General features: G+C 57.0%; 12 protein-coding genes, 2 tRNA genes, 2 rRNA genes and 1 pseudogene. 13 read left to right on the top strand and 4 right to left on the bottom strand.

The window, feature by feature from the left end; translation table 11 throughout:
* The first annotated feature begins 38 nt into the window (after positions 1–38).
* The 4 genes from B3527_RS00085 (at position 39) to B3527_RS00070 (ending at position 4,999) form a co-directional block, all read left to right on the top strand.
* A complete protein-coding gene (locus B3527_RS00085) occupies positions 39–2,693 on the top strand; it encodes a penicillin-binding protein 1A (RefSeq protein ID WP_290479457.1) in 2,655 nt (884 codons plus the stop codon).
* Positions 2,694–2,779: 86 nt separating this feature from the next.
* Positions 2,780–3,893 (top strand): peptide chain release factor 2 gene (gene prfB / locus B3527_RS00080; protein WP_156947800.1). Its coding sequence is split into 2 segments (ribosomal slippage): positions 2,780–2,848 and positions 2,850–3,893, totalling 1,113 coding nucleotides; the frame shifts between segments, so codons are not numbered across the junction.
* A 43-nt stretch (positions 3,894–3,936) separates the two neighbouring features.
* Positions 3,937–4,446, top strand: coding sequence for an MgtC/SapB family protein (locus B3527_RS00075; protein ID WP_206990857.1), 510 nt, complete (start codon positions 3,937–3,939; stop codon positions 4,444–4,446).
* Positions 4,433–4,999 (top strand): hypothetical protein, encoded by a 567-nt coding sequence (locus B3527_RS00070; RefSeq protein WP_290479458.1) that lies wholly within the window; start codon positions 4,433–4,435, stop codon positions 4,997–4,999. The genes B3527_RS00075 and B3527_RS00070 overlap by 14 nt, the downstream gene beginning before the upstream one ends.
* 62 nt (positions 5,000–5,061) lie before the next feature.
* Here the strand turns inward: B3527_RS00070 and B3527_RS00065 are convergent, their stop codons facing one another.
* Positions 5,062–5,871: a PhoH family protein gene (locus B3527_RS00065; protein WP_206990855.1), complete on the bottom strand. Its 810-nt coding sequence runs from the start codon at positions 5,869–5,871 to the stop codon at positions 5,062–5,064.
* A gap of 263 nt (positions 5,872–6,134) precedes the next feature.
* On the opposite strand from B3527_RS00065, the pseudogene B3527_RS00060 reads away from it, so the two are divergent.
* A pseudogene (locus tag B3527_RS00060) lies at positions 6,135–6,491 on the top strand (gamma carbonic anhydrase family protein); the annotation flags it as partial.
* Positions 6,492–6,661: 170 nt separating this feature from the next.
* Here the strand turns inward: B3527_RS00060 and B3527_RS00055 are convergent.
* Entirely contained in the window at positions 6,662–7,273 is a 612-nt protein-coding gene (locus B3527_RS00055; protein ID WP_206990853.1) for a PilZ domain-containing protein, read from the bottom strand.
* A gap of 148 nt (positions 7,274–7,421) precedes the next feature.
* Here B3527_RS00055 and B3527_RS00050 point away from each other — a divergent pair, with 148 nt between their 5' ends.
* Positions 7,422–9,059 carry a choline dehydrogenase gene (locus tag B3527_RS00050; RefSeq protein ID WP_206990852.1) on the top strand — a complete coding sequence of 546 codons (1,638 nt, stop codon included), beginning with the start codon at positions 7,422–7,424 and terminating at the stop codon, positions 9,057–9,059.
* Positions 9,060–9,071: 12 nt separating this feature from the next.
* Here the strand turns inward: B3527_RS00050 and B3527_RS00045 are convergent, their stop codons facing one another.
* The gene (locus B3527_RS00045) at positions 9,072–9,626 is read right to left on the bottom strand and encodes a PAS domain-containing protein (protein WP_084333010.1); all 555 of its coding nucleotides are present in this window, start codon (positions 9,624–9,626) and stop codon (positions 9,072–9,074) included.
* Between the two features lie 452 nt (positions 9,627–10,078).
* On the opposite strand from B3527_RS00045, the gene B3527_RS00040 reads away from it, so the two are divergent.
* Positions 10,079–12,619 (top strand): TonB-dependent receptor, encoded by a 2,541-nt coding sequence (locus B3527_RS00040; protein ID WP_290481752.1) that lies wholly within the window; start codon positions 10,079–10,081, stop codon positions 12,617–12,619.
* A 71-nt stretch (positions 12,620–12,690) separates the two neighbouring features.
* Here B3527_RS00040 and B3527_RS00035 read toward each other — a convergent pair whose 3' ends face one another.
* Positions 12,691–13,071: a DUF4345 domain-containing protein gene (locus B3527_RS00035; RefSeq protein ID WP_290479459.1), complete on the bottom strand. Its 381-nt coding sequence runs from the start codon at positions 13,069–13,071 to the stop codon at positions 12,691–12,693.
* Positions 13,072–13,249: 178 nt separating this feature from the next.
* Here B3527_RS00035 and B3527_RS00030 point away from each other — a divergent pair, with 178 nt between their 5' ends.
* The 6 genes from B3527_RS00030 to B3527_RS00005 form a co-directional block, all read left to right on the top strand.
* On the top strand, positions 13,250–13,960 hold the full coding sequence (locus tag B3527_RS00030; protein WP_290479460.1) for a rhomboid family intramembrane serine protease: 711 nt from the start codon (positions 13,250–13,252) through the stop codon (positions 13,958–13,960).
* A gap of 81 nt (positions 13,961–14,041) precedes the next feature.
* A complete protein-coding gene (locus tag B3527_RS00025; RefSeq protein ID WP_290479461.1) occupies positions 14,042–14,476 on the top strand; it encodes a CBS domain-containing protein in 435 nt (144 codons plus the stop codon).
* A 1,208-nt stretch (positions 14,477–15,684) separates the two neighbouring features.
* Positions 15,685–17,139, top strand: a 16S ribosomal RNA gene (locus tag B3527_RS00020).
* A 227-nt stretch (positions 17,140–17,366) separates the two neighbouring features.
* Positions 17,367–17,443, top strand: a tRNA-Ile gene (locus tag B3527_RS00015).
* Positions 17,444–17,499: 56 nt separating this feature from the next.
* Positions 17,500–17,575, top strand: a tRNA-Ala gene (locus tag B3527_RS00010).
* Between the two features lie 266 nt (positions 17,576–17,841).
* A 23S ribosomal RNA gene (locus B3527_RS00005) occupies positions 17,842–19,651 on the top strand; the annotation flags it as partial.

Below are 19,651 nucleotides of genomic sequence, written 5' to 3'. Positions count from 1 at the left end.
CTGACGGGAAAACTATGTCGAATCATATGAATCCTCACATGCAGGAACCTGAACCAAAGCGCCGGTTTCTGCCCGGCCCCCCTTGGGTTTGGGTTTGGGCCCGCCGCCTGGTCATTCTGGGCTTCGTGCTTGCAGCGCTCGGTTTCGTGGCGTTGTGGCTGTATTTCGCAGCCCTTGGCCGCCAAGTGCCGTCCATCGCCAAGCTGAAGCAATATGAGCCGCCGATTACGTCGCGGGTCCATGCGGGCGATGGCACGCTGATCGCCGAATTTGCAGACCAGCACCGGGTGTTTGTTCCGTATGAATCCATCCCGAACCATGTCGTGTACGCATTCGTGTCGGCCGAGGACAAGAGTTTCTTCACGCATGGCGGGCTCGATTATAAAGGTATTGTGCGCGGTGGGCTGAACTCTGCAAAGAACAAGATCACCCGGTCCGGTGGGCTTGAAGGTGGTTCAACGATCACCCAGCAGGTCGCCAAGAACATGCTGCTGACACGCGACCAGAACCTGACCCGGAAGGCCAAGGAAGCGATCATCGCACAGCGCATGGAGAAGGAATTCTCCAAGGAAGAGATTCTGGAACTCTATCTCAATGAAATCTATCTCGGATATCGCTCATACGGTGTCGGCTCGGCGGCGCTGAACTATTTTGACAAGTCACTGCCGGAACTCGACCTCTCGGAAGCTGCGATCCTCGCATCGCTGGCCAAGGCACCTTCGTCGGTGAACCCCTATAGTCGTCCCAAGCGCCTGCTTCAGCGCCGGAACTATGTTTTGCGCCGTATGGTCGAGGATGGCTACATCACGCGCGAAGAGGCCGACGAAGCTGTTGCAAAGCCACTGACAACGACGCGTCGCCTGAAAGGGCCGGAATATGCGGCAGCGACCTATTTCGTACAGGAGCTGCGCCGGGACCTGATCAAGTCATATGGTGAAGACACGCTCCAGCAAGGCGGGCTTTCCATTCGTTCAACCATCGACACCAAGCTGCAGCTGGCCGCGCAAGATGCGTTGCAGAACGGATTGATTGCTTATGACCGTCGTCATGGTTGGCGCGGTCCTGTCACGACATTGGACCCGAAGGCTGAAGACATTCTCGAACAGCTGGACGATGTGAAACTGCCCGGTGGCTATGGCACTTGGGAAGCTGCGCTGGTTACCAAGCTTGGCTCCAGAGGCGCTGAATTGCTGCTGACAGATGGCGCGACCATCCCGTTGCCCACCGAGGAAGTCGAATGGGCTGCGACTTACAAGCCGGCCGAAGGCAAGGGCGGCCTGAATGTGGGCGACGTCGTGATCGCCGAATTGAAGCGTAAAGTTCTGAATGCCGAAGAGACAGCTGCGCCGGCAGAATTGGAACTCGACCCGGATGGCGACGAGATCGACCAGCCAGAACCCGAGCCGATGATGATCCCGGTTGGCAATGCGATATTGCGGCAGGTGCCGGAAGCGGATGGTGCGCTGGTCGCGCTGGACCCGCATACCGGACGCATCCTGGCAATGCAGGGCGGGTATTCTTTCTTCAAGTCGAGCTATAATCGGGTCACGCAATCGAAGCGTCAGCCGGGTTCGAGCTTCAAGGCGTTTGTCTACGCGGCTGCCCTGGAAAAGGGTTATACGCCGGCCAGCCGGATGCTGGATGCCCCCTTCGTGGCGTTCGACGTGTCTACGGATGATTATTGGCGCCCATCAAACTATACCGAAGGGCGCACCTACGGCATGGTCACGTTGCGCATTGCGCTCGAGAAATCGCTGAACCTTGTCACGGCGCGCGTTGCGCAGGACATCGGCATGGATGCTGTGTCTGACCTTGCCGAACGCATGGGCGTCTATGAAGACCTGCCACCTTATCCAGCCATGTCGCTGGGCGCCGGGGATGCCTATCTGATCGACATGGCGCGTGGCTATGCGGGCTTTGTGAATGGTGGCCGGAAGATCAACCCAACCCTTCTGGACCGGGTGCAGGACCGTCATGGCCGCACCTTGTTCCAGCATGACGAGCGTCCGTGCCAAGATTGTCATGCTGAAGTTTGGAACGGCGGGGAACCGCCTCAACTTGAGGAAGTTGGCGAGCAGGTTCTGGACCCGATCGTGGCCTACCAGGTGACGCATATGCTGGAAGGCGTGGTCGAACGCGGGACAGGCCGCCGGGCCAGAAGGGTTGGCAAGCCGCTGGCTGGCAAGACCGGTACGACAGATGAGTATCGCGACGCGGTGTTCATGGGCTATTCTCCGGACCTCGTCGTCGGTGTTCGCGTCGGCTTCGATGACAACCGTTCGCTTGGCGAGGGGGAGGCTGGCGGTTCGGTTGCTGCGCCGATCTTCACCGAATTCATGGAAAAGGCGCTGGCAGATGATCCGGCCATTCCGTTCCGTATTCCGCCTGGCGTACGCCTCGTGAAAATCGATGCGCGCACGGGTGAACTGCCTGGACCGGACACGGCAGTCATCATTGATGAAGCATTCCGCCCCGGCACCGAGCCCGGCATGAGCGCCTTCCGCGATACCAGCGACTGCCTGTCTATTTCGGGGAATTGCGGAGCAGGTACAGGCGCCGCATCGGGTGGATTCGATCCGGAGCGAGATGCCGGCATTGTTCAGGAGGATCAGGGACTGTTCCCGGGCCAGCCCGGACAGCCACGCCCAGCGCCTGAAGCGCCAGTGGATGACAATCTCGGCGACATTTACTGACAAATCGACTTTTGACGCAGAGAGGCGGGCGCGCTATGCCCCGCCTCTCGCATTTTCAATGACGTGTGCAAATAGAGGCTGATCCCATGTCCGCAGAAATCAAAACGCTTACAGACCAGATCCGCCAGTCCGCCGATTTGCTACGGAGGCGTCTTTGACTGGGATACAGCCACAAAACGTCTCGATGAGCTGACTGCACTCTCCGAGCGCCCGGATTTCTGGGACGACCCGCAGGCCGCCCAGGCCATGATGCGCGAGCGCCAGCGCCTTGCTGACGGCATTGAGACCGTCGAAGCGCTGCAGCGCGAAGCCAATGATGCCGAGGAATTGCTCGAACTCGCCGAGGGCGATGACGACATGATTGCCGATATTGAGGCCAATCTGAAAAAGGCCGCGGCGCGCGCCGAGAAGGCCGAACTCGCGGCGCTACTGTCCGGTGAAGCCGACGGCAATGATTGTTTCATCCAGATCAATGCGGGCGAAGGCGGCACAGAAAGCCAGGACTGGGCCAATATCCTGCGCCGCATGTATGTCCGCTGGGCCGAGGCGCACGATATGAAGGTCGAGGAACTCGACGAGCGCGAAGGCGAGGAAGCCGGGATCAAGTCTGCTACGCTCCAGTTCAAGGGCGAGAATGCCTATGGCTGGCTCAAATCAGAAACGGGCGTGCATCGCCTTGTGCGGATTTCGCCATTCGACTCCTCGGCGCGCCGCCATACGAGCTTCGCGTCGGTCGCCGTCACGCCCGTGATCGACGACAATATCGAGATCGAAATCAATCCGTCGGATGTGCGCACCGATACGTATCGCGCATCCGGCGCGGGTGGCCAGCACGTTAACCGGACCGATTCCGCCGTCCGCCTGACGCACGAGCCGACGGGCATCGTGGTGCAATGCCAGAACGACCGGTCGCAACACCGCAACCGGGACCAGGCCTGGCAGATGCTGCGTTCCAAGCTCTATGAGCTGGAATTGCAGACCCGCCGTTCAGTCGCCGATGCGCAGTATGCAGAGAAAAGCGCTATTGGTTTCGGCCACCAGATTCGCTCCTATGTGCTCCAGCCCTATCAGATGGTGAAGGATCTCCGGACAGAGGTCGAAACTTCCGACACGTCCGGCGTGCTGGATGGCGATATTGATCTCTTCCTGTCGGCGGCGCTCGCCGCGTCGGTAGCCAAGGGCGAGGACGACGAAGCCTAGGCCTTCCAGCGCAACCAAACGGCATCTTGTACGTTCGTCCTGAATGGACGATCTGCTGAAGCTTTCCTTCGACAGCGATGTGCCCTTGGGCGTCATGTCTACGCGGCTGCTGGCAGCGTGTGTGGCGGGCCTGATCGTCGGGTTTGAACGCGAGGTTCGCGACCGGCCCGCCGGCTTGCGAACGCATATGCTGACGGCGCTTGCTTCGTCCGTATTCATGTTGATTGCCATCGAGATGATCCATTCCTTCGGCGGGGATGACGACATCACCCAGCTTGACCCGACGCGTGTCGTGCAAGCTGTGACGGCGGGGGTTGCCTTCCTGGCGGCTGGCACCATCATCCATGGCCGTGGGTCCGTGCGAGGACTGACGACCGGCGCCAGTATCTGGCTCGCAGGCGCGATTGGCCTGGCTTGCGGGGCGGGCTATCTCCGGCTCGCTTTCCTTGCTGTGCTGCTGTCGGTCCTGATCCTGCTGCCGATCCGAATGTTGGAAACACATTGGTTCGGAAAACCCCCGATCGGAAAAGGGGACGAGCATGGGGACAGCTAATCCGGCTCTATGGGAATACCGGATCTGGCCGGAGGCAGTCGTCGCGATTGAGCAGCGCCTGCGGGCCGCGCTGGATTTCGCCGCCGAGCCTCCCCGCACCGACATCTATTTCCGTGTGCCATCCCGCGCGCCAACCCAAGCCAAATTGCGGGGCGGGGCGCAGTTCGGGATCAAGGAATTGCTGACTCGTGACGGCGGCCTCGAACATTGGCGGCCGGTCGTTTCCTCCCGTTTTCCATTGGATGATGAAGACCGGGCGACGCTGGCGCGTCTTTTTCCCACCATTCCCACAGCGCTGACCAGCCTGGCGGCGTTACGGGAGGCATTGCTCGCGGAAGGAGACGAAGTCGTGGTCGACAAGCGACGTCACATAGCTACCGATGCGGGTGGCCTGCGCGCGGAGATCGCGAAGGCCTCTCTGGGCGGGCAGCAGTATTCCACACTGTGCCTGGAACATGAGAACCCCGCTGAACTCACCCGGCAAGTGGACCGGTTTGGCTTTGGCGATTGGTCGAATGTCAGCTATCCGGACTGGATCACGCGAAACGCCTGACGCTAAAAAAAGCCCGCCCCGAAGAATCTCCAGGGCGGGCGAGATACTCATTTGAAGTCAGACTAAAGAACGTCGAGCATTTCCGCGACAAGTGGATGGCGGACAACATCCTTGCCTTCGAGGCGAATGACTGAGGCTCCGCCGAGTTTTTCGAGCCGTTCGGCGGCATTCGCGAGGCCTGAGAATTCCGGCAGCAGGTCAGACTGGGCCGGATCACCCGTGATAACCATCGTCGAGTGCCAGCCCAGTCGGGTGAGCAACATCTTCAGCTGGGTGTAAGTGCAGTTCTGTGCCTCATCGATGACGATGAAGGCATTGTTCAGGGTTCGGCCCCGCATGAACCCGATCGGGGCAATCTCGATGACCCCTTCGGCCAGCATGTGCTTCAGCTGTCCGGGCGAGAGCCGGTCGGACAGTGCGTCGTAAAGAGGACGCAGGTACGGGGCAAGCTTGTCTTCCATTGCGCCGGGCAGGAAACCGATCTGCTCGCCAGCTTCGACCGCAGGGCGAGACAGAATGATCCGGGCGACCTTGCCCTTCTGCAGCGCCTCGACCGCTTTGCAGACGGCAAGATATGTCTTGCCCGTCCCGGCAGGGCCGAGTGCCGCGACAAGCGCCTTGTCATCCATGGCCTTCATCAGTTCGGCCTGGTTCTCGGTGCGGGGCTTGACTGTTTTCTGGTAACGTTGTGTGCGACCACCTTCAGCACGCTGATGTTCTTGTTTCGGGTCGGCATCGTCTGGATGCCAGCCTCGTCCGCCTTCTATGGCTTGCAGCTTCGGGCCTTTGCCGCGGGCACCCTCCTCGAACCAGATATTCGGGTTCATCTCTGAACCTTGCTTCATCCGTTTTGCTGCATTGCGTTTACCCATGGAAGTTCTCCTTGGTTGCGGGCAAGAAAAAAGCCACCGGCGGAATCGCGCGATGGCTTGGCGGAAACTGGGAGGAAGAAAGGGCCATCCGCCCCGTGGGCGGTGTGGCCAGTTCCCGGGAGCGTTCTCCGGGCGGCGGGGTGTGACAAGGTCTGGTGATGACCGTCTCCAACTCCGAATCTGTTGATGATTAGAGTGTACCAAGGTTATCAGAAGATTAAATGATAATTCCGCCCGCGAAATAATGAGGAGACGCAAGACCCATGGCTATTTACGAGATTGACGGAACCCGACCGACCCTACCGGAGAGTGGCAGTTACTGGGTAGCCGACAATGCGCAGGTCATGGGCAATGTCGTGATGAAGGAGAACGCCTCGGTTTGGTATGGTGCCGTGCTGCGCGGCGATAACGACCCGATCACGATTGGCGAGAATTCCAATATCCAGGATGGCAGCGTGCTCCACACCGATGTCGGATGCCCGCTAACGATTGGGCGAGACGTGACCGTCGGCCATATGGTGATGCTTCATGGGTGCACGATCGGCGAAGAAACGCTGATCGGTATTGGTTCGACCATTCTGAACAACGCCAAGATTGGCAAGAATTGCATCATTGGGGCGCACACATTGATTCCCGAAGGCAAGGTAATCCCCGACAATTCGCTCGTCATGGGCGCGCCGGGCAAGGTGGTGAAGGAGATCTCCGACCACCAGATACAGGTGATCCGAATGTCAGCAGTGCATTATGTGGAGAACTGGAAACGCCATCGCAACAGCGTAAAACGCATCGACTAGGCGTCGTCCTCGTCCGGGCGCAGGAAGTTCACGGCGAATTCGGTCTGGCTGGAGCGCACGACGCGGCCCCGCAAGTTGCCGGCTGTGACGACTTCACCAATTGGCGGAGGCTGGAACTGGCCATTAGTCTGGAAGCTGGCGCCCGTGAGGGAGATGTCGACGACCGTACAAGGGATCTGCATGCCATCCTTGCGGCCGATAAAGGCCGGGCCTCCGGTAGGAAAGCGGGCGGCCGCGCGCTGTTCGGGCGCTTCCATCAAATCCTTGTTGATCAGCCAGCTCAGGCGGTCTGCAAGTTTCTTGCGCTTGTGTGGCACGACGTTGAATTCAACCGCGAACCCATCCTTGGAAGTGCGCACGACCGTCCCGGCGACGCGACCCAGATCGTCGAAATAGCAAATCACATTGGAGCCCGGCACTGGGACCGTAGCAGCCCGCATAAAGGCGCCGGAGCAGGACAGGTTTTCGGTTACAAGTTGATGATCTTCGCTGGTTTCATCGAGGAAGCAGCCTTCCAGCTCGAGATCGACTCGCTTGTATTGGCGACGATCCTCTTCGGTGTTGATCACCGGTTTGAACTGCGGCACTGACAAGTCTAGTGCTGGCATGTGGAATCTCCTGAGGCCGTTGGGGCAACCTGCCTGTACTTCTCCATCTAGACTTTACTTACGCCAGTTTCGTTCACAAACTGTTGCGGGAAACAGATGGAATTGCGGAATTCCTTCACCATAGGGTTTAATGGGAGGTGCTCCATTCATGGAGACGTATGATTATGTGATTGTTGGTGCAGGTAGTGCAGGCTGCGCTCTTGCCAACAGGTTGAGCGAAGACCCGACGATCAAGGTCTGTCTGGTTGAGGCTGGTAAGAAAGATAATGCTCTGATGGTAAGAATGCCCGCTGGGGTAGGAAATCTCATCAAAGCGGAGGGCGCTTACAATTGGGGATTCTGGACCGAACCCCAAAAGCACATGAATGGACGCAAACTCTGGTGGCCACGTGGCAAGGGCTGGGGAGGATCGTCCTCAATCAATGGCATGATCTATATTCGTGGACATGCTCGCGACTACGATCAGTGGGCCCAAATGGGGCTGCGCGGCTGGAGTTTCGCAGATGTGCTGCCCTATTTCCGGAAATCAGAGGGCTATGAAGGCGGCGATTCCGCTTATCATGGGGCGAGTGGGCCCCTCAAAGTTTCCGAGAGTCCGCTATCGTCGCCGATCTACCGGGCCTTTCTGCAAGCCGGAGAACAGGCCGGATATGCCAGCACGAAAGATTTCAATGGCGCAGAGCAAGAGGGCTTTGGCCGCTATCAAAGGACAATCCACAAGGGTGAGCGCTGGAGCGCGTCATATGGCTATTTGCGCCCCATAGTTGGTGTCCGGGACAATCTCACCGTGATCTCGACGGGGCTTGTCACCAGGATTCTCATGGAGAAGGGGCGGGCGACCGGCGTCGAAGTGGTTGAAGGCAAGGGCCGATTGGCTCAGGAAATCCATGCATCAAGCGAAGTCATTGTCTGTGCTGGCGCAGTTCAGTCGCCGCAATTGCTGCAACTCTCAGGCATTGGTAATCCGGACCATCTGGGCCGCTTTGACATCAAGACGGAGGTGAAATCCCCGAATGTCGGCCAGAACCTGCAAGATCATCTGGACCTGACCGTCATCCATGAGATGACCCAGCCGATTTCTGCCTACTCCATGCAGAAGGGGCTCAAGAAGATCGGCGTTGGTTTGCAGTATCTCATGAACCAGACAGGCGCAGGCGCCGACAACCATCTTCAGGCGGGAGCATTCCTGAAGTCGCGTGAGGGCCTGGAAATGCCGGATCTTCAGCTTCACTTCGTCAATGCCATCATGATGGACCACGCCAAGCACCAGGCAAACAAGGACGGCTATACGGTCCACGCTTGCCAGCTGCGCCCGGAAAGCCGCGGTACGGTATGCCTGGCCTCATCTGATCCGTTCCAGCATCCGGCCATCGATCCGAACTATCTCGAAGCTGAGGAAGATCGCCGCGCAATGCGCGAAGCGGTGAAGATGCTGCGTGATCTATGCTCGCAGAATGCCTTGCGGCCGTTCACAGGCGCAGAGATGATGCCCGGCGAGAGCGTGAAGACGGATGAGGATATTGATGCCTTCATCCGGCGGACCGGCGAGACGATCTATCACCCGATTGGCACAGTCGCGATGGGTGCGGGCGACGACGCGCCTGTCGATGGAGAATTACGTGTACGGGGTGTCGAAGGCTTGCGCGTGGTCGATGCGTCCGTGATTCCAACACTGATCGGTGGCAACACCAACGCACCGACGATCATGATCGCCGAGAAGGCTGCCGACATGATTCTTGGTAAGGAGCCTCTCGCGGCGGAAGAGCCGGAGACTGTGGCTGCCTGACCCTCGAAGAGTTCAGTGCGCGTTGCTTGCGACCAGTTTCAGGGCTGGTTCCGAGCGACGCGTATCCGGGGGCACCAGCATAGCCAGCCGGTGGCGCCAGATTGGTCTGCCCTTGAGCATCGGCAGGCCGCCGAGGGTCTGGTAAAGGCCGAGGAAACGGGTCACATTTCCGTCTACGGAAGACTGAGCCAGCGGCATCAGCGTGATCTCTACTTCAACACGTTGGCCGGTAAGGGTTTCGCCGCTGCCGCGGATCACGCCCGGAGCGCTGTCCAGCCTTACAGCATCCAGCAAGCCCGAGACCATGGACCGGTCGGGACCTGTCCAAAGCGCGAGAAAGTCATGATTCGGCAACGTCCGGCCGAGCAGCTGTGATACGCCGTCACCTGCAGTGCGAAAGATCCATGCGCCATCCTGTGTGGACTGGATCATGAAGATATTCGTGATCAGGTCTGGATGGTCGTTCGCACGCGGTGTGCGGTCTTCTTCTGAGGCTGGATCAACGCTCATGCGCTTCCAGGCTTCAAGCATAATGCGTGTGTTCGGGTGAATAGACCGGTCGTGCATGAGGGGCGTTCGCTCCGTAAAAGATATCAAAGCCCGCTGGGCCTGCTTCGGAGACCAGTTCCGCAATATCTGTTCCAGTTCCGCTTTCCCCCCGCGGGGGAAATTTCGGGTGCGCCGTGATCAGGTTTTCCCCATTGAGGAGGTTTTGCCGGCTCCAAGGCAGCAATTTTCAGGAAGCGTCATTTGGGGCACGGTGCGCGAGTCTCATCTCGGTACACAGATTGGACGAACTCGAATCACGCAGGCGCGCCCTCGGAGAACTCTCGCGCCGCGATCGGCTGTGAACTCGCTATCTGCTATCCAGAAAGCAGAGCATATGCGGTTTCTTAACCATTACTCATGGTCATGACTTGTCATGAATGGTCATCTGACTAGACAATTAAGTATGGCATCCGTTGCCGTTGAATTCCTCCCACCTACAAAAATCGAAACTTGCTCAAAGGGACCCACACGTGAAATCCAGAAAATTTAGTGTTCTTGAAATGGCTCATTTCAAGTCGGCGCTCTATGTCAGTGCTGGCATTGCTGCATTCGCAACCCTCTCCACGCCTGCCCACGCGCAGGACACCGACCAAGATGAAAGCCGCACGCTCCAGACGGTGACAATTACGGCTACCAAGCGCGAGCAGACACTCCAGGACGTGCCAGTCGCAGTGTCGGTCGTGGATGAGAGCGTCATCGAAAAGGCAGAGATTGTGGATCTGGGAGACCTGCAATCTGTCGTGCCATCGCTGCGCGTGAGCCAGCAGCAGTCTTCGTCCAACACGAACTTCATCATTCGGGGCTTCGGCAACGGCGCCAACAATGCCGGCATTGAGCCGTCGGTTGGTGTGTTTGTGGATGGTGTCTATCGTTCTCGGTCGACCTCGCAGATTTCTGACCTGCCAAACCTTCAGCGCGTCGAGGTCCTGCGCGGACCTCAATCGACTCTGTTCGGCAAGAACGCATCGGCGGGTGTGATCTCGATCGTGACCCAGAAGCCGCAATTTGAGTGGGGCGGCAATGTTGAGGGCACTGTCAGCAACTATAATGGTTACCGTGCTGGCGCATTTGTCACTGGCCCGATTTCTGACACGCTGGCCTTCAGCCTGGGCGGAAACTTCAATACGCGCGATGGCTATGTCGAAGACCTTGGCGACGGCCCGGATACCAATGAGCGCAATCGCTGGGGCCTGCGCGGCGATCTGCTTTGGGAGCCGAATGATGACATGTCGTTCCGCCTGATCGCGGACTATGACGAGATCGACGAAATCTGCTGTGCAGCCGCGAACGTCATCAATGGTCCAACCGGTGCGGCCATCCTGGCGCTGGGCGGAAACCTGGTTGCAGAGGATCCGTTCTCTTATGATGTGGCCTACAATTTCGGGTCCGAGAACCTTATCAAGAATGGCGGCCTGTCGCTGCAGGGGGATTTCGACCTCGGCGCCTTCACGCTGACCAGCATCACTTCCTACCGGACATCCGATCTCAGCACGAACCAGGACTCCGACTTCACGAGTGCAGATCTGCTCGGCCGAAAGTCCGATGATGTCGAAATCGAAACCTTCACTCAGGAAGTGCGTCTGACCTCCAATGGCAGTGGTCCGCTGAGCTGGATGGTGGGTGGCTTCTACTTCGATGAAACCGTCGATATCGAGAACCAACTGCTCTACGGTCAGGATATTCGGGGCTATATCGACATCCTGTCATCCGGCCTCCTGACATCACTGGAGCCGGTTGTCTTTGGTGTCGCGCCCGGCACGTTCTTCCAGCCCGGACAAGGATTCACTGAATTCTATGGTCAGGATGACACGTCCGCATCATTGTTCGGTACAATTGACTATGAAGTCACTGATCGACTGACGGCGACCTTTGGCTTGAACTATACCCAGGTGAACAAGGACGCCTTTGCGAATGCTGTCTCGACTGACACATTTGCGGCCGTGGACCTCAATACCGCCGCGCCGTTCATCACTCAGGCCACGGCTGGTGGCTTGTTGTTGCAGGCGGGCGTGAATCCGACCGATCCTGCGGCGGTCGGCGCATTCGCTGCGGCTTATCCGACGGAGTTTGCGACCATTCAGGCAACAGCAGCCGGCGCACCCGGCGCGTTGCAACAGTTGCAGTTCCTGCCGCCATTCCTGAACTTCCCGAATGCTGTAGAAACCGGTTCAACGGATGATGAGGACACGTCCGTCACTTTCCGTCTGGCTTATGACCTGACCGATTCGATCAATGTCTATGGTTCCTACGCGACGGGCTTCAAGGCATCTTCCTGGAACCTGTCCCGTGACAGTCGGCCAACATCTGCGGATTACGCGCTGCTCGCCCAAGGTGGTTTGCTTGTGCCGAACCTGACCACAGGTACGCGCTTTGCCGGGCCGGAAGAATCGAAAGTCTACGAGTTGGGCGTCAAAGGCGCTTATTCTGACTTTGCGTTCAATGTGGCGATCTTCGACCAGACCATTGAGGGATTCCAGTCGAACATCTTCACGGGCACCGGCTTTGCGCTGGCGAATGCGGGCGAACAATCCACGCAAGGTCTTGAGCTTGACGCGCAATGGAATGCGACCGACAATTTGTTGCTCAGCTTTGCCGGTACGTTCCTTGATCCCGTCTATGACAGCTTCGAGGAGTCGGCGAGCGGCGACATTTCCGGCCAGAAGCCATACGGCATTCCGGATGTTTCGACCTCTACCTCGGCGACCTACACATTTGATGTGAAGACCTATGACGCCTTCGTGCGGGCAGACTGGCAATATGAAAGCCCGTCTGACTATTTCGACGAACCGGCCAACCAGGCCCTGATCGGCGACGAGAAAGAAGTCAGTACGTTCAACGCGTCGGCAGGTCTGACGACCGAGTCCGGGTTGAGCTTTACGCTCTGGGGACGGAATATCTTTGATGACGAGTACATCACCGTTGCCTTTCCGGCCGTTGCGCAGGCGGGGTCTATCTCTGGCTATCCGATCCAGCCAGCGACTTATGGCTTGACGGTTCGCAAATCCTTCTAGGGCTTTGGCCTCGAATCAACAGGAAGCCCCGTCGCTTGCGGCGGGGCTTTTTCCATGCGGCGCTGGTCAGTTCAATCCGGCCGGTAAGCGACCAATGAGACGACGGCAACAACGAGGCAGGCGACCTCGAAGCCTGCAAACATGAGGAAATCCGTCGTTGGGGCATCACCCGCAATCAGGCCGACAATGCGCGCGAAGACATATCCACCCATGTAAGTCGTGATAAACCACAGGGCAGGGCGGACCATGCGCGGGCGAAAAACGCCTGCAATTGCCAGTAGACCTGCGCCAAGGCTGACGCCGCCATAGATCCCGCGCGTTTCATACACCCCATTCGGGCCGCCTGTGATCACGCCCATTGATGAGCTCATGGCCGCCGGGTCGAGCAAGGACCATATTCCGAACACAAGGAACGTCAGGGCAATAATGCCGAGAAAGATACGTATGAACATGCCCGAGGAACTAGATCGGAAGCTGCAGGTGTAAAGGGGCGGTGGCGCGCTGGGCTAGCCGTCGGGCCTATGTGGGCTCTGTAGAGCATCAGGGCGACGATGATCATTCCGCGAATCGGGGTGACATCCTGTTTCAAAGGCCCATCTATCAGTGAGCGAGTGTTTCAGGAGACCGTCCATGCGCCAATCACGGCGAGCGCCCCCCATTATCAATGCGCCTCCCTTTGTAACCGCATTGGCGCTCGCCATTGTTGCAATGCACGGACTGAGACTCATCACGGGCTCCGCGCTGGACCCGCTTTTCGTGGATGTAGGCGCAGTCTTCCCGGATCGCTTCTGGGGCTGGATAGGCGGTTCTCCCATTGCTGGAGGCTATGCTCCGTATGGAAATGCGCTGGATGCGCTGATTCCCCTTGCGGGAACGGCGCTGGTTCACGGCAGCTGGTCCCATGTCCTCATGAATACAGTAATGCTGATTGCGGTCGGCAAGCCGGTCTATGCTGTGATCGAGCGAATCGCGCGATCTCGCCTCAGCATCAATCTGGCCTTTCTCGGCCTGTTTGTGGTGAGCGTCGTGGGTGGCTCCGTTGCCCATCTCCTGGCTCACTATCCGGATGGGCCACCGGCCATCGGGGCCTCAGGTGGCGTCTCCGGCCTGATTGCCGGGGCTCTGATGATCCAGAATGGGCTTCCCGTCAGGCTTCTGGACCGAAAATTCCTGACGACGAGCGCGGTCTTTTTTGTCGGCAACCTGATTCTCGCCTTCCTGGGGCCTTCGCTGTTCGGCTCGGCAATCGCCTGGCAGGCCCATATTGGTGGATACATCGCCGGGGCCCTGTTGTTCCGGTACCTCGCACGCAATCTCGGCCGGGCACAATTTCACGCCTGATCGCGTCATGATTGGAATTATGATAGGCTTTCTGAAAATCAGGCACTCAAAAAAGGGGCCGTATGCACAGGGAGGCAATGGATGACCATCGACCAAATTCTGAAAGACAAGGGATTCGCCATCATTTCGGTGAAGGCCGGCGAAACATTGGCGGCCGCAGCCCGCACGCTGGATGGTAAGCGAATCGGCGCGGTGGTCGCGTTGGACGATGATGGCACCATCATCGGCGTATTGTCTGAGCGGGATATTGTGCGCCATGTGGCGCGTCAGGGTGCCATGGCGCTGGAATTGAACGTTGGCGACGCGATGACACGCGACGTGATCAAGGTCGAATCGACCACCAAGATAGATGACGCGTTGCAGCTTATGACCGACAGGAGGATTCGTCATTTGCCCGTCATGACAGACGGACGCCTCGTCGGGGTGATCTCGATCGGGGATCTGGTGAAGTGGAAGATCGCTGAAACGGAAGCTGAAGCAGAAGCGATGAAATCGTACCTGTCCGCTCAGTATTAGGGGGCAGCCCCCGTATTCATTGGGCTTTTGGGATTGGCCGGCAGGAAGCCGCGACAAGCTTCCGTCTTTTTCCTGCAGTTTTGTGATGAATTCCTGCATTAGGGGGTTGCCGCATCCGGGGGGCGGGGGTACATCGCCACCTCCGCTGACGAGGCCTTCGGGTTTCAGACGCGGGGCCCGGTAACGGCGCACCTGATTGGTTCGGAAGTTTTCTAATCTTCCCCAGACAGAGCTCGATATCGGTTCCCTGAAAATCGCTCGGATCTGCGAGCCGGACATGTTCGGCCAACGGGATCTTTTGCGCTGTAAACATAGCAGGATGGATGGTTAAACATTCTACTGCACACAGCGCAGAAAAGGGTGTTGACGGGAAGAACGGCGGTCCATATAAGCCGCCACTCGCTGACGAGTCCTTCGGATCTCTGAGGCGGCCCGGCACCGGGTTCTCTGAATGGCTTGGAAGTTTCTATTCTTCCCCAATCAGAGCGTCGATGTCGGTTCCTCGAAACGCTCGAATTTGCGGGCCGGATGATTTCGGCAGGCTGGTTCATTTGCGCTAAAATTGAAGCGGAAACGGTGCCTGGCACCTAACTGCAGAAGAGGCGGAAAAGAGTGTTGACGGGAAGAAGGGCGGTCCATATAAGCCGCCTCTTCCGCAGACGACGCCCTCGGGCATCTGAAGCGGGCCCGCTGAAAAGCTCACCTGATTGGTGAAAAAGTTCTTGAACTTTTCGTCGAACAGGGGCTATATATGCGGTTCCTCGAAACGCTCGAATTTGCGAGCCGGATCTTTTCGGCAAGTGGTTCTTTTGCGCTTAAATTGATGCGGGAACGGTGGTTAAACACTCAACTGCAGAAGGCGCGAAAAAGAGTGTTGACGGGCTAAGCGGCGGCCCATATAAGCCGCCTCTTCCGGACGGGCCCACGGGCTTCTGATGGAGACCTTAGGAGCTTCGGTTCCAGCTGTTTGACATCGTAAGAGATTAGGAAGAGAAACGCAGGCGGCGTGATGGCTTGCGGACACGGGCTTCGGCCACGGTCCAAACGATCACGACGGATGCGTTTCTTAAGAGAAAATTCTTTTTCCATCGGTTGGGTTTCGGCCCGACCTTTGTGACTAAGGGTTTCTCGTCAAAGAACGCAATACTTGATGCTTAACAGCTAAAGTAGCCATCCATATTCCAATGGATGGTATCGTCAGATCAACTCAACTTGAGAGTTTGATTCTGGCTCAGAACGAACGCTGGCGGCAGGCTTAACACATGCAAGTCGAACGATATAGTGGCAGACGGGTGAGTAACGCGTGGGAACGTACCTTTCACTACGGAATAGCTCTTGGAAACGAGTGGTAATACCGTATACGCCCTTCGGGGGAAAGATTTATCGGTGAAAGATCGGCCCGCGTTAGATTAGCTAGTTGGTAGGGTAATGGCCTACCAAGGCGACGATCTATAGCTGGTCTGAGAGGATGATCAGCCACACTGGGACTGAGACACGGCCCAGACTCCTACGGGAGGCAGCAGTGGGGAATCTTGCACAATGGGCGAAAGCCTGATGCAGCCATGCCGCGTGAATGATGAAGGCCTTAGGGTTGTAAAATTCTTTCGCTAGGGATGATAATGACAGTACCTAGTAAAGAAGCCCCGGCTAACTTCGTGCCAGCAGCCGCGGTAATACGAAGGGGGCTAGCGTTGTTCGGAATTACTGGGCGTAAAGCGCACGTAGGCGGACTTTTAAGTCAGATGTGAAATCCCGGGGCTCAACCTCGGAACTGCATTTGAAACTGGAAGTCTAGAGACCAGGAGAGGTTAGCGGAATACCGAGTGTAGAGGTGAAATTCGTAGATATTCGGTGGAACACCAGTGGCGAAGGCGGCTAACTGGACTGGTACTGACGCTGAGGTGCGAAAGTGTGGGGAGCAAACAGGATTAGATACCCTGGTAGTCCACACCGTAAACGATGAGAGCTAGTTGTTGGCAGGCATGCCTGTCGGTGACGCAGCTAACGCATTAAGCTCTCCGCCTGGGGAGTACGGTCGCAAGATTAAAACTCAAAGAAATTGACGGGGGCCCGCACAAGCGGTGGAGCATGTGGTTTAATTCGAAGCAACGCGCAGAACCTTACCTACCCTTGACATACCGATCGCGGTTTCCAGAGATGGATTCCTTCAGTTAGGCTGGATCGGATACAGGTGCTGCATGGCTGTCGTCAGCTCGTGTCGTGAGATGTTGGGTTAAGTCCCGCAACGAGCGCAACCCTCATCCTTAGTTGCCATCACGTTTGGGTGGGCACTCTAAGGAAACTGCCGGTGGTAAGCCGGAGGAAGGTGGGGATGACGTCAAGTCCTCATGGCCCTTACGGGTAGGGCTACACACGTGCTACAATGGCAGTGACAATGGGTTAATCCCCAAAAACTGTCTCAGTTCGGATTGTCGTCTGCAACTCGACGGCATGAAGGTGGAATCGCTAGTAATCGTGGATCAGCATGCCACGGTGAATACGTTCCCGGGCCTTGTACACACCGCCCGTCACATCATGGGAATTGGTTCTACCCGAAGACGCTGTGCTAACTTCGGAGGCAGGCGGCCACGGTAGGATCAGTGACTGGGATGAAGTCGTAACAAGGTAGCCGTAGGGGAACCTGCGGCTGGATCACCTCCTTTCTAAGGATGCTTCTGGATTGCTTTGCTCACGCGAGGCTCTAGAGCTCTATAGACAGTCCACTTTGATGGACAAAAAACTATGCGGCTATCGCGCCGTCTCCGTTTCTCTTCCTTCGTTCGTTGTTCAGGCTTGCTTTCAGTGAGTCTGGATACTAAGCGAGCCCCGCGGGCGCTTTATCGCCTGTCTTCGACTTTGACCGCGATGGGCCTGGCCCTGACTTGGTCACGGGCCGGTAGCTCAGGTGGTTAGAGCGCACGCCTGATAAGCGTGAGGTCGGAAGTTCAACTCTTCCTCGGCCCACCATCGAAGCCTGCGGCAACGCAGGGCAGGGCACGCGACCTGGCGGGATGCCAGACTACGGGGCCATAGCTCAGTTGGGAGAGCGCCTGATTTGCATTCAGGAGGTCGTCGGTTCGATTCCGTCTGGCTCCACCATTTACTTGGTGGGTGTACGAACGAAAGAAGTTTAGTCCGTTTCTGGGGCCTCAGGGTTCCAGGATGTTTGTTATCGTAAGGGAAAGATTGATCCGGCTGGCCGCCACCCCTCGTGGGTCTGCGTCACCAGCCTCAGCCGAATAACCGGCCGCGCAGCAATGTGCGGTATTGGTAAAGGGTCAGTCTGCAAGAAACCAACATGTCTGATCGAGATCCAGTGTGTGGAGCGCAAATGCGTTTTCCACTGCACATGGATTTCAAATAACGATCAAGCGTCAAAAGGGCATCCGGGGGATGTCTTGGCGGTAAGAGGCGATGAAAGACGTGGCACTCTGCGATAAGCACCGGGGAGGCGAGAGCACCCTTTGATCCGGTGATTTCTGAATGGGGAAACCCATCTCCGAGATGTTGGATAATTCGAGCGCTTCGGCGCTCGACCTGTCTAACATTTCAATAGTGAGATATTTTAATCTGAATACATAGGGTTAAAAAGCGAACCCGGGGAATTGAAACATCTAAGTACCCGGAGGAAAGGACATCAATTGAGACTCCGTTAGTAGTGGCGAGCGAACGCGGACCAGGCCTGGTCTGAAATAAGGAGAAGTATCTGGGAAGGTACGCCGTAGTGGGTGATAGCCCCGTATCCGTAAAATGAAGACCTTTTAGAGTAGGGCGGGACACGTGAAATCCTGTCTGAACATGGGGGGACCACCCTCCAAGCCTAAGTACTCCTTACCGACCGATAGTGAACAAGTACCGTGAGGGAATGATGAAAAGAACCCCGATGAGGGGAGTGAAACAGATCCTGAAACCGGATGCCTACAAGCTGATGGAGCTCTTCGGAGTGACATCGTACCTTTTGTATAATGGGTCAGCGACTTAGTGTTGCGTGCAAGCTTAAGCCGATAGGTGTAGGCACAGCGAAAGCGAGTCTTAATAGGGCGAATGAGTACGTAGCATTAGACCCGAAGGCAAGTGATCTAGATATGGGCAGGCTGAAGGTGCAGTAACATGCACTGGAGGGCCGAACCGTTGAGCGTTGAAAAGCTCTCGGATGACCTGTGTCTAGGGGTGAAAGGCCAATCAAACTTGCTGATAGCTGGTTCTCCGCGAAATCTATTTAGGTAGAGCGTCACGATTAGACTCTGGGGGGTAGAGCACTGAATGGGCTAGGGGTCCTCACCGGATTACCAAACCTTCTCAAACTCCGAATACCCAGAAGTTATGCGTGGCAGACACACGGCGGGTGCTAACGTCCGTCGTGAAAAGGGAAACAACCCAGACCGCCAATTAAGGCCCCTAAGTAATAGCTAAGTGCGAAACGATGTGGAGGTGCTGAGACAATCAGGAGGTTGGCTTAGAAGCAGCCATCCTTTAAAGAAAGCGTAACAGCTCACTGATCAAGCGCCTCTGCGCGGAAAATGTATCGGGACTAAAGTTATTCGCCGAAATTGCGGACTCGAAAGAGTGGTAGCGGAGCGTTCCGTAAGCCTGTGAAGGTGAACCGTGAGGTTTGCTGGAGGTATCGGAAGTGAGAATGCTGACATGAGTAGCGACAAACAGGGTGAGAGACCCTGTCGCCGAAAGACCAAGGGTTCCTGCGTAAAGCTAATCTGCGCAGGGTTAGCCGGCCCCTAAGGCAAGGCCGAAAGGCGTAGTCGATGGGAACCACGTTAATATTCGTGGGCCAAGGGATGAGTGACGGATTTCGAAAGTTGTATTCCCTTATTGGATTGGGAATGCAGCCTGGAAGTTCCTGGAAATAGCCTCCCTATAAGACCGTACCCGAAACCGACACAGGTGGTCAGGTAGAGCATACCAAGGCGCTTGAGAGAACTATGTTGAAGGAACTCGGCAAATTACCTCCGTAACTTCGGGAGAAGGAGGCCTCAATCTGGGCAACCAGGTCTGAGGGGCACAAAACTGGGGGTTGCGACTGTTTATCAAAAACACAGGGCTCTGCGAAGCCGTAAGGCGACGTATAGGGTCTGACGCCTGCCCGGTGCCGGAAGGTTAAAAGGAGAAGTGCAAGCTTTGAATTGAAGCCCCGGTGAACGGCGGCCGTAACTATAACGG

The sequence above is a fragment of the Hyphomonas sp. UBA4505 genome (genome assembly GCF_002388685.1).
GTDB lineage: Bacteria > Pseudomonadota > Alphaproteobacteria > Caulobacterales > Hyphomonadaceae > Hyphomonas.
This window is presented reverse-complemented; position numbering and strand designations above follow the sequence as displayed.

What these genes read in the sequence shown, in the direction of transcription:
- B3527_RS00085 (WP_290479457.1), top strand. Translation starts at nt 39, where the DNA reads ATGCAGGAACCTGAACCAAAGCGCCGGTTTCTGCCCGGCCCCCCTTGG.
- B3527_RS00075 (WP_206990857.1), top strand. Translation starts at nt 3,937, where the DNA reads ATGGACGATCTGCTGAAGCTTTCCTTCGACAGCGATGTGCCCTTGGGC.
- B3527_RS00070 (WP_290479458.1), top strand. Translation starts at nt 4,433, where the DNA reads ATGGGGACAGCTAATCCGGCTCTATGGGAATACCGGATCTGGCCGGAG.
- B3527_RS00065 (WP_206990855.1), bottom strand. Translation starts at nt 5,871, where the DNA reads ATGGGTAAACGCAATGCAGCAAAACGGATGAAGCAAGGTTCAGAGATG.
- B3527_RS00055 (WP_206990853.1), bottom strand. Translation starts at nt 7,273, where the DNA reads ATGCCAGCACTAGACTTGTCAGTGCCGCAGTTCAAACCGGTGATCAAC.
- B3527_RS00050 (WP_206990852.1), top strand. Translation starts at nt 7,422, where the DNA reads ATGGAGACGTATGATTATGTGATTGTTGGTGCAGGTAGTGCAGGCTGC.
- B3527_RS00045 (WP_084333010.1), bottom strand. Translation starts at nt 9,626, where the DNA reads ATGCACGACCGGTCTATTCACCCGAACACACGCATTATGCTTGAAGCC.
- B3527_RS00035 (WP_290479459.1), bottom strand. Translation starts at nt 13,071, where the DNA reads ATGTTCATACGTATCTTTCTCGGCATTATTGCCCTGACGTTCCTTGTG.
- B3527_RS00030 (WP_290479460.1), top strand. Translation starts at nt 13,250, where the DNA reads ATGCGCCAATCACGGCGAGCGCCCCCCATTATCAATGCGCCTCCCTTT.
- B3527_RS00025 (WP_290479461.1), top strand. Translation starts at nt 14,042, where the DNA reads ATGACCATCGACCAAATTCTGAAAGACAAGGGATTCGCCATCATTTCG.